This window comes from Myroides injenensis M09-0166 (assembly GCF_000246945.1).
Lineage (GTDB): Bacteria > Bacteroidota > Bacteroidia > Flavobacteriales > Flavobacteriaceae > Flavobacterium > Flavobacterium injenense.
The window spans coordinates 1-9,872 of the sequence record NZ_BAEX01000108.1 but is presented as its reverse complement, the minus strand read 5'-3'; the positions used below and the strand labels follow the sequence as shown (position 1 = coordinate 9,872).

The following is a 9,872-nucleotide window of genomic DNA, read 5'->3' as shown; positions in this document are numbered from 1 at the left end:
TATTAACGCTATGTTTGTTTTTATATTTAAAGTGATTAATTGTCTTGATGTTTTATTTTAATGGTGAAAGAGATAATTGATCCTCTTCCTTTTTGCGTGTCTATTATTAATTCAGAGTGAAGCAGTTTAGCTCGTTCTCTCATATTAATTAAGCCAATTCCTCGCTTGGTATCTTTGTCAAAACCAATACCATTATCTATTACAGCAATAGTGATATAATTGTTGTCTGCTTTTATTTCAATTGTACACTCACTAGCTTTAGCATATTTATTTACATTATGAATTGCCTCCCTAATGATGTAATAGGTATTAATTTTCTGCAATGGTGTTAAGTCTTCTAAATCAATTCCTTCCTCTACTGCTAAAGAGAAAAGAGTATTCCATTCATTCTTTTGAAGTGAGATATATCCTTCTAATAGAGTCGCAAATCTCGTTTCTTCAAAAATGTGGTTGTTTTGTAAAGCATGTGATATTTCACGAGTACTTTGCTCTAGTTTTTTTAATTCTTCTATTAAGAGATTTTGTAGCCCTTGATTATTTGTATGGAGCTGTTGCAAGTTAAATCGTATGGTAAACAAGCCATTTACTACGCCATCGTGCAATCCTCTAGCAATTCTATTACGCTCATCAGCCTTCGAACTCACTGCAATTAAGTCTTTCTCTAGCATTAATTGGTAAATGTGATCGTCAGCTTTTTGTTGTTTTTTTTGAAAGATTTGTTCTTTATCTTTAAAATGTAAATGTATTATATAACTAATAGAACAGATAATTATAACAATGCCTATTAGAATAATATTCCTTAGATAAATACTCTCTTTTAGCGTTTTGTTTTCAGCAATAACTAATTCTGTTTCGTACGATATTTGGCTAAATTTACTTCTAGTTTCGTTTTCTTGTGTATTGATTAAATTACCAAGTTGTATTAATTCCTGTACTTCTTCTTTTAAGAAATAATCTTCATTAGTAAGAATAAATTGAAGTGCCTCATGCTGCTGAATAGGTAGATTGTTATACTTGGCTACTGAATGTGCATTACGAGCCCATTTAATAGCTTCGTCTTTATTATTGGCATAATTATACAGTTCAGCTATTTGCATACTCGTACCAAACATTCTATATAAAGCGTTTATTTTGACTTCTTTATTGTAATTGTCAATAATATTGTCAATGTATTTTTGGTTATTAGAAAGTTTGTATAACGCTAAGTTCTTGTGATTACTTAAGAAAGTAACTAAGAAAGTATGTGATTCTGGAGTGAGGCATTTTTCGCCCTCTTTAGCATATTTAATAGCCTCAAGATAATTTTCCTGGTTTATTTTAAGTTCCGCTAAATTGGCATAGGCAAGAGATAAGCCTACTAATAAACGCTCATTTGATAAGACCTTATTTTTATTAAGGTCAGCAGTCATTAAATCAATTGCTCTTTTTTGATATTTCTCAGCTGTATAGTAGTCTTTTCTAATGTCGGCAATACAAAAGGAGAGAAGTGGATTAGCTTCAAAATGGATAGGGTTATTCTTATCTTTTTTTAGGTGAAGTAGAGCACTTACTACTTTTGCTTCCGCTTCTTTAAGCATCCCCATTTCATAAAGTAACCTTGCAATATAAAATTCACTTTCTCCTAATTTGATAGTATCGTGGAGTTGTTTATAGATATTTTCTGCTTTAAGATAGTAGTAATAGACGCTATCTCGTTGATTATTATTATGGTGATACGCTCCTAAGTGATTATAAATTTGTGCCAGGTAATATTCATCGTCTACTTTTTCGCCAAAAAGAATGGCACGTTTTGATAATTTTCTGAGAGAAATAGAATCACTAGACCATCTTAACCTGGAGATTACTTGTTCAATATAATCTCTGTTAGGTTTTGTATTGCTTAAATTAATCGCTTTTTCATACTCGGGTTTTAGTACCTCAGTCAAGCTATCTTTGTACTGAGGACTGGTCATTAAAGCATATAGTCTATCGTAATCTGGAGTACTTTTAGGAGTAGGTCTCGAGCAGTTAGTCACTAATAATAAGAGACTAATTACAGAAAGATAAACTTTAAATTTAGATGACATATTACTTTTGTGAATTCACACACAAAATTACTAATAAATGTTGTAAAAATAACATATTGTTTAATTTTAACATATATGATTGTGAATGTGATAATTCTATTTGTAAAATGCAGTAATTTTATTGTATATAATTTAATAAAAAGTATCCTTTTAGTATAATAATGTATTTTGTTTCTTGTGATTTTGGAGCAAGAAAGATAAAATCTTAAAATGTTTTACTTTTTTTGGCTGCTCATTTTTATAATGAAGTGGGCATTATATTATGGTACATTAATTATTTATTTTCAGATCGTAAAACTATATGTAAAGGCAAAAAAAATAAGCTACTCTTAAGGAATAGCTTATCTGAAAAATTTAGGAGTAGAATTAAGTATTAAAAGTTAACATTTGCTGTCAGTACAGCGCCTTTACTATCAGACGTCTTAATTACTTTTCCATCTTTTTTAACCGTTAAGGTTAATGTTCCGTCCTTACCATCAGTAGTTTGACCAGTTACGCCAATAGCAGCATGTTCTTTTTTGTCTAATGTAGTTGACCAAGTATTACCTTTATGATTAGTATCGCTATTTGTTTGTCCATCAATAACTGTCACTATCATATCGATATTTACATTTTCAGAACCTACAGCTTCTACAAGATATTTTCCATTAGATGTTTCTCCACTACTAGAGTTATCATCACTACTGCAAGCAGCTAATCCCATAAATGCGATGGTACAAATCATCGCTAATTTTAATTTTTTAAACATTTTTCGAGTTTTTATAATGTAATTAATAGTTCAAAAATATAAGTTTATTTCAATAATTGGTATTTTGTGTGAATAATAATTCAATAAAAATGGCTATTTGAGAATAAAAACATCAATTTGTAGATTTTTGCCTAAGTAATGTGAAGAAAAAATCCATAGACTTTTTCTGGCAGTAAAATAATTACGACTATTTATGTCAATCTCCTGTTGATTATAGATGGTTTGATCACTTTAAAAAGTTATCTTTTCTTATCTTCTGAAAATTATTATCTTGAAAAATTAAACTAACCAATTTAATTTATGACATTAACGATAAGAAGAATTGAAAAAAAAGATAACCACTCAATGGCTAATGTGTTAAGAACGAGTCTAGAAGAGTATGGGCTTAATATTCCCGGAACTGCTTATTTTGATGAAAGTACAGATAGGCTATATGAAACTTTTGTAGGAGATCAAATGGCTTATTACATTGCAGAAGAAGATGGAGAGATTTTAGGAGGGGTAGGGATTTATCCTACAGAAGGCTTGCCAGAGGATACAGTAGAGCTTGTAAAGATGTATGTGAAATCAAATTGTAGAGGAAAAGGAGTGGGAAAACAATTAATGATGAAGTGTATTGAGCGAGCGAAAGAATTAGGGTATAAAAATATTTATTTAGAAACAATGCCAGAATTAAGCGCAGCTGTCGCAGCTTATGAAAAGTTGGGGTTTAAGTCACTTGATAAAGCTTTAGGAAATACAGGTCATTTTTCTTGTACAATATGGATGCTCTTGACATTGTAAGGAGTTTAAAAAGAATAAAGACGTCTAAGGAATATATTAGACGTCTTTTTTATTATGATTAATTATTTCGTTTTTTAATTAATATGTTCACTCGACTCATGAGTAATATGCTGACACATGAAAATCCTACGACTACATAGCCTACTACGTTGTAATTAATCAAAGGGCTAGCCTTGCTTTCTTGATATACAATGCTCCCGGCAATTAGTGCAGCGATACCACCTGATATTTGTTGGATTGAAGAGTTAATACTCATATAGGCACCTCTGTCTTTTATTTCTGGTACGGCACTGCTTAATGCTGATGAAGGAATCATTCTACTTGTAATACCAATCATCATACACACATTGAAAATCATTACTACCCAAAGCGGCAGCATGGATTGATTTGTATAAGTTATACTTACAAGCATTAACCATATAGATGCAATAGTGAACAATTTATATTTAGACATTTTATCACTAAGTTTTCCAACAAATGGCATTATTAATAAGGAGGTAGCTCCTGATACCATAAATAAGAAAGGAAGTTGTTCTTCTGATACACCTAGATTATTGACAGCGAATATTGTACCATAAGGCATCATCATAAAACCTCCTACAGTAAGAAACATTGTAGCCATAAAACCAATACGGTATTCCTTATTCTTTAAAGTAGTCCATAGGTGCCTAAATATGTTTGTTTTGTTTTGTAGTTTTAGATGTGCATTTATAGGTTTTAGCCCTATAATAATCATTATTGCAATTAGAACAGATAGAATAACAATCATAAAAAAAGGCGCTTCCCAATTCCACATATTAGCAATATACAACCCTATAGGAATACCTAAGACAGAACTAGCACCATAACCCATTTGCGTAAAACCTAATACTCTTCCTCTTTGTTGAAGGGTAAATAGATCAGTAACGATTGCCATAGATATGGAAGCAATGACGCCACCAAACAACCCTGTGATAATACGTGCTATTACTAAAGCATGATAGGAATTAGCGAGTCCACAAAATAATGTTCCTATTATAAAACCAAAGTAGAATACTAATAGTAATTTTTTTCTATCAAATTTGTCTGCAAATCCTGCAGTTAAGAATCCTGAAATTCCAGCGCTGAAAGCATAAGCAGAGACAACTATTCCAAAGTCTTGTGTATTAATAGATAAGTTTTTTAGTAATAGGTCTCCTAATGGAGCCATTACCATAAAATCTAATATAACTGTAAACTGTGTAATTGATAATAGGAAGATAACAAATTTGTCATAGCGCGTAAAAGACTTTGGCACAGAATCTTTCATATATAGTAAAAAGTTTGTTGCAAATCTAACTATTGTTTTTTGATAAAGAATTAAAACGGGGGAATAGTAAACAATTTTTAGTTGATTTAAATTAAGGAGCGATTAAAGTTGTAATTTTAAAATGTAAAAATATTGTCATGGCAGTACCAGTGAGTAAAGAAGAGCTATTAATTGCAATTCAAACAAATTATGAAAAACTCAAGAAAGATTTAATCACTATTCCTAGAGCGTTGACAGCAGTGTGTGAATTAGAGGGACATAGTAAAGGAACAATGATGAGCATAAATAATCTTGTTTCTTATCTTATTGGATGGGGGGAATTGGTTTTGAAGTGGAATAAAAACAAAGATTTGAATAAGGAAGTTATCTTTCCTGAAGATGGCTATAAGTGGAACGAATTAGGCAAATTAGCTCAGAAGTTTTATAGTGATTATGGTTCTTATAATTTTGAGGAATTGCTTGTCAAATTAGATTATACTGTAACTACTCTCATTCAGCTGATAAATAATAAAACGAATGAACAACTTTATGAAATAACGTGGTATGACAAGTGGACTCTAGGTCGTATGATACAGTTTAATACTTCTTCTCCTTACGCTAATGCAAGAGGACGTATTCGTAAATGGAAAAAAGAAAAGGAAATTAAATAATAATACAAAATGCCAAGAGTACTTGATACTTTTGGCATTTTGTATTATTTAGTAAGGAGATTATTTGTTGAAAAGATTATTGAATAATGCTAATTGATTAGATAGGGCTTTACTCCAATAAGCTGTATTATGCTCGCCTAGTGATTCTGTATAGTAATGATCAATATGATGAGAGGTAAGTATATGGTGAAATTCTCGATTCATCTCAGTCATTTCTATATCCTCACTGCCGCAGTCTAAGATGTAATTTTGTTGTGCTAGCTTCATTAAAGGTACTTTATTAAAAGTCAGGTATTCTTTGTTTAGATTATCTAAAGGACCTAAAACTTTATCCACTTGGTAATTGTGGTAAGATTCTCCAAATTTAGTAAAGTCAAGGGCACCACAAGTACTGCCAACAATGGAAAAAGTGTCGTGATAATAAATACCGATATTAAGTGCGCCATAACCTCCCATACTCCAGCCCAATATCCCACGCTTGTTTCTATCTGTGATCGTTGGGTAGTGCTGATCTACATATTTTACTAATTCTTTACCTATAAATGTTTGATACTGTGAGTTAGTATTAATGGGACTATCTACATACCAACTATTATAATTGCCATTGGGTAAAATATAAATGGTTTGGTATTCTTTACTTTTTGCAATTAGATCTGGAATGTCTTTACTTAAAGCACGTTGTGGATTACCGCTATATCCATGCAGAATATATACTGCTGGATATTGTTTGTCAATTGTATAATCAGGCGTAATAACAATTGTTTCTATTTCTTTATTCATCTTTTCACTATAGACATTGATATGAGAAACAGTCTGTGCTTTTAATGAAAGTGTAGCTGTTAGCGCTAATAATGTGATGATAAAATATCTTTTCATCTTGTTTCGATTTATAATTCGAATACAAAATTCAGATATTAAAAAAGTGAAAACATTTACATATGTTGAAGTAATTAATAATTTAATTCCTTACGGATGCGGCTAAGTTGAGTAGGGGTAACTCCTAAATAAGAAGCTATTTGATGTTTTTTTAATCTTTGATATAGTTTTTTGTTTTGGTATAAACGAATATAGCGCTTTTTTGCCGACTCCCATTTTAGGTTAATTTCTAAAGGTTCTTTTTTAACTACCCAGTTCTTTTCAAGATAGCGTATTTGGAATAATGCTAAATCATGGTGTTTTATCAATAGACTTTGGAAGTCAATTACTGGATAACAAATTACCTCAGTATCTTCTAAAGCAATGATGCTAAAATCACTAGGTTTGTTTTCGATGACAGCGGATGTCGAAGTTACAAAGCTATGTTCTTCAAAAAATAACTTGTAAATTATATTACCCTCATCGTCCATATTATAATATCCTAAAAGTCCCTTTTGAATAAAGTAATAGTAATGGGCATGATCACCAATAGAGAGCAATAATTCATTTTTTTTGAAATGTTTTAAGGTGCAAATATTCGTTAACTCTTCTAAAGTTTGGGAAGATAGGGGGTAATAAGTAAGTAATTGTTTGATAAACTCATTCATATTACAAATATAAGATTCCTTTAATTGGTAGAATATTTTTTATTGAGTAAGGAATGATTATTTGGCTATCTCTTTACAGAAGGCACTAAGCATTTTGAGTAATTATAATTTCAAAAATGACAATACACTATTTTTATAGGTATCGCCAATAGGTACTATATATCTATGGATATATATACGATTGCGTTCTAACGTTTCTATTTTTTTTGTGTTGACAATAAAAGACTTATGAGTTTGAATAAAAATAGTCTGAGGAAGTTTATTTTTAAAGTCTGTTAAGGTGCTCAAAGTAATTAAGCGTTCATTTGCTAGTTGAATGGCTAGGTAATCTTTCATGCTTTCTATAAATAATATATCGATTAGATTAACCTTTATATGTTTACCATCCGTTTTTATGAATATATGTTCTTGTGCTATTGTAGGAGGTAAAGTAATTATATTAATCGCTTTTTGCGTGCTTTTTAAAAACCTGTCATATGAAATAGGTTTTAATAAATAATCAATAGCATTGTGTTCATAACCATCTAAAGCGTATTGACTATAGGCAGAGGTAATGATAAAAAAAGTTTTGTTACCGACTATATTCATTATTTGCAGTCCTGTCAGTTCAGGCATTTGTATATCTACAAAACAAATATCTACTTGTAACTGCTGGATGTCTGATAAGCCAGCTATAGCAGATGTAGAGCTACCTATTAAATTAAGTTGAGGTGTCTTATTCACATAATCACTTAATAAAGCAACTGCCATAGGTTCATCATCTATAATATAACAGTTTAATAGTTTCATAAGGATATTGTTAGTTCACAAATAAATATATTATTTTCATTGGTAATACTTAGTAGATATTGATTAGGAAATTCAAGTTCTAATCGTCTTTTTATATTGTCTAACCCTACACCACTAGTTTTATCTTTTATAGCGTGATTAATACTATTAGTAGTAAAAAGCTGTAAAGTAGTATTATATTGTTTAATCGATATAGTAAACGGGGAATTTTCATCATTTAAAATACCGTGTTTGAAGCCATTTTCGACAAATGGCAATAGAAGTAAAGGAGGTATTTGCAAATCTTTATTTTCTATATCTGTTAGATAGACAACATTTGGTTTTCCTGCAATTCTTAATAATTCTAGGTCGATTAGATCTTGTATATAGTTGAGTTCTTTATCTAGGGATATTCTATTGTGATGTGTTTCATAAGTAATAAAACGCATCAATTGGCTTAGTTTATCTAAAGCAGGTAGTGCTTTTTCAGATTTTTGATAGACAAGATAATAGATATTATTAAGTGTATTGAATACAAAATGTGGGTTAATCTGAGCTTTAAGAAAACGTAGTTCACTTTGTTTATTTTCTTCTAATACTACTTGATTGTATTGAAGAGTTCGTATATAATTAATAATTATAAAAAGTAGAGAGCTAAGTATAATAGGAAAACTGCTAAAATAGATATTATCAAAAAAATAAAAGCCTATTGAAGTATCTTCGTAATAATTAATCTGCCCCCATATCCATTCTGTTATCCCTTGTTCAATAAAACTTCGCAAGAGAATGTACAATAAATATGAAGTTAAATAACCTTTTAAGAAGGTCGCTATTGTGAACTTTTTTGCCCATTTAGGCATAATGACAATATAGTGAAAGTAAAAGATAGTTATAAATATGAACATCCAAGTATAATCAAATAGATTAAAATTAATTGGACTTATGAAATAAGGAGCAGTTACAGTAATATTTACGTATTTAAAATAGGCTAATAACAGCCAAAAAATGAGGTGGAATTGAATCTCTTTTTTTTCTAGAAAGCACTTTTTTCATAGTAAGAATCTTTATGTAGTAAAGCTATTAAATCTTTGTAATTAGACAGAGGGTGTTTGTCGTATAAGTGAGGGTGTTTGTCGAAATTATAGAAAGTAAAAAGTTTGACTTGTGATATTTGTTGTAAGCATTAAAAAAAATAGTATTATGAAACATAAATTAATCTTCTTAATTTTTCTTCTTGTTTTCAAAACAATTGCATTTAGCCAATCGAAAATAAACAATAAGAATCAACACCCTATTCCTGTTTTAAATATGGGGACATTTCATATGGGATATACATCAGATGCACATTCTACTGAGTTTGATGAGCACAATGTTGAAAATATAAAGTTAGTTCATCAAGTTGCAAAAGCATTGGCAGAATTTAAACCCACTGTTATAGTAATAGAATATCCTCCATCATATAATGATAAGCTTATGGAAGAGTATCAGGAGTACCTTGCTAATCCTAGTATGTCATTCGAAAATCCAAGTGAAGTAGAGCTATTGGCATTTGAATTAGGAAGGCTATCAGGTGTGAAAAAGCTTTATGGTATCGACTATAGAGAGGGATATAATTATATGATAGGAAATGATTTAGATACAATAGTTGATAAAGCCACTATTACAGAATACAGAAATTCAGTTTATAAACAATTAGATGATGCAGAGGAACAAGCTGGCGGTGTGATCGAACAATTATATCTTACAAATACTAAAGAGTATTTAGATGAGATGATTAATGTAAATGCTGATATTCTTACCCATATTTCTAGTCCTGGGAAATGGGAAGGAGCTGAGGAAGCAAGTAAGTATTATCATCGCAATTTAGTAATGTACTCAAATCTTAATCAAATACCGCTGACTAAAGATGATAGAGTATTTATACTTATGGGAGCTAGTCATACAGCATTTTTTAATATGTGGCTTGGTCGCAGTCCTAAATATCAATTAGTAGATATTTTTGATTATCTAAAACTTAGTAAATAATTAACCAATAAAATTAGAGGC

General features: G+C 30.4%; 10 protein-coding genes. 3 read left to right on the top strand and 7 right to left on the bottom strand.

What is annotated here, in order from left to right; genetic code table 11:
• Window positions 1-35: 35 nt before the first annotated feature.
• Entirely contained in the window at window positions 36-2,066 is a 2,031-nt protein-coding gene (locus tag RH98_RS13795; protein ID WP_010256127.1) for an ATP-binding protein, read from the bottom strand.
• 373 nt (window positions 2,067-2,439) lie between these two features.
• On the bottom strand, window positions 2,440-2,814 hold the full coding sequence (locus tag RH98_RS13790; protein WP_010256124.1) for a hypothetical protein: 375 nt from the start codon (window positions 2,812-2,814) through the stop codon (window positions 2,440-2,442).
• A 300-nt stretch (window positions 2,815-3,114) separates the two neighbouring features.
• On the opposite strand from RH98_RS13790, the gene RH98_RS13785 reads away from it, so the two are divergent.
• Window positions 3,115-3,597: a GNAT family N-acetyltransferase gene (locus RH98_RS13785; RefSeq protein WP_010256120.1), complete on the top strand. Its 483-nt coding sequence runs from the start codon at window positions 3,115-3,117 to the stop codon at window positions 3,595-3,597.
• Between the two features lie 58 nt (window positions 3,598-3,655).
• On the opposite strand, the gene RH98_RS13780 is transcribed toward RH98_RS13785, so the two are convergent.
• Window positions 3,656-4,885: an MFS transporter gene (locus tag RH98_RS13780; RefSeq protein WP_010256118.1), complete on the bottom strand. Its 1,230-nt coding sequence runs from the start codon at window positions 4,883-4,885 to the stop codon at window positions 3,656-3,658.
• A 137-nt stretch (window positions 4,886-5,022) separates the two neighbouring features.
• On the opposite strand from RH98_RS13780, the gene RH98_RS13775 reads away from it, so the two are divergent.
• Window positions 5,023-5,535 carry a ClbS/DfsB family four-helix bundle protein gene (locus tag RH98_RS13775; protein WP_010256114.1) on the top strand — a complete coding sequence of 171 codons (513 nt, stop codon included), beginning with the start codon at window positions 5,023-5,025 and terminating at the stop codon, window positions 5,533-5,535.
• A gap of 60 nt (window positions 5,536-5,595) precedes the next feature.
• Here the strand turns inward: RH98_RS13775 and RH98_RS13770 are convergent, their stop codons facing one another.
• From RH98_RS13770 to RH98_RS13755, 4 genes are all read right to left on the bottom strand, one after another.
• Window positions 5,596-6,411: an alpha/beta hydrolase gene (locus RH98_RS13770; protein WP_010256111.1), complete on the bottom strand. Its 816-nt coding sequence runs from the start codon at window positions 6,409-6,411 to the stop codon at window positions 5,596-5,598.
• Between the two features lie 74 nt (window positions 6,412-6,485).
• A complete protein-coding gene (locus RH98_RS13765) occupies window positions 6,486-7,058 on the bottom strand; it encodes a Crp/Fnr family transcriptional regulator (protein WP_010256107.1) in 573 nt (190 codons plus the stop codon).
• A 102-nt stretch (window positions 7,059-7,160) separates the two neighbouring features.
• The gene (locus RH98_RS13760; RefSeq protein WP_010256104.1) at window positions 7,161-7,847 is read right to left on the bottom strand and encodes a LytR/AlgR family response regulator transcription factor; all 687 of its coding nucleotides are present in this window, start codon (window positions 7,845-7,847) and stop codon (window positions 7,161-7,163) included.
• Window positions 7,844-8,686: a sensor histidine kinase gene (locus tag RH98_RS13755; RefSeq protein ID WP_010256101.1), complete on the bottom strand. Its 843-nt coding sequence runs from the start codon at window positions 8,684-8,686 to the stop codon at window positions 7,844-7,846. Before RH98_RS13755 ends, RH98_RS13760 begins: the two co-directional genes overlap by 4 nt.
• A gap of 340 nt (window positions 8,687-9,026) precedes the next feature.
• Between RH98_RS13755 and RH98_RS13750 the strand changes: the two genes are divergently transcribed.
• Entirely contained in the window at window positions 9,027-9,851 is an 825-nt protein-coding gene (locus RH98_RS13750) for a DUF5694 domain-containing protein (RefSeq protein ID WP_010256098.1), read from the top strand.
• Window positions 9,852-9,872 lie beyond the last annotated feature (21 nt).

What these genes read in the sequence shown, in the direction of transcription:
- RH98_RS13795 (WP_010256127.1), bottom strand. Translation starts at nt 2,066, where the DNA reads ATGTCATCTAAATTTAAAGTTTATCTTTCTGTAATTAGTCTCTTATTA.
- RH98_RS13790 (WP_010256124.1), bottom strand. Translation starts at nt 2,814, where the DNA reads ATGTTTAAAAAATTAAAATTAGCGATGATTTGTACCATCGCATTTATG.
- RH98_RS13785 (WP_010256120.1), top strand. Translation starts at nt 3,115, where the DNA reads ATGACATTAACGATAAGAAGAATTGAAAAAAAAGATAACCACTCAATG.
- RH98_RS13780 (WP_010256118.1), bottom strand. Translation starts at nt 4,885, where the DNA reads ATGAAAGATTCTGTGCCAAAGTCTTTTACGCGCTATGACAAATTTGTT.
- RH98_RS13775 (WP_010256114.1), top strand. Translation starts at nt 5,023, where the DNA reads ATGGCAGTACCAGTGAGTAAAGAAGAGCTATTAATTGCAATTCAAACA.
- RH98_RS13770 (WP_010256111.1), bottom strand. Translation starts at nt 6,411, where the DNA reads ATGAAAAGATATTTTATCATCACATTATTAGCGCTAACAGCTACACTT.
- RH98_RS13765 (WP_010256107.1), bottom strand. Translation starts at nt 7,058, where the DNA reads ATGAATGAGTTTATCAAACAATTACTTACTTATTACCCCCTATCTTCC.
- RH98_RS13760 (WP_010256104.1), bottom strand. Translation starts at nt 7,847, where the DNA reads ATGAAACTATTAAACTGTTATATTATAGATGATGAACCTATGGCAGTT.
- RH98_RS13755 (WP_010256101.1), bottom strand. Translation starts at nt 8,686, where the DNA reads ATGCCTAAATGGGCAAAAAAGTTCACAATAGCGACCTTCTTAAAAGGT.
- RH98_RS13750 (WP_010256098.1), top strand. Translation starts at nt 9,027, where the DNA reads ATGAAACATAAATTAATCTTCTTAATTTTTCTTCTTGTTTTCAAAACA.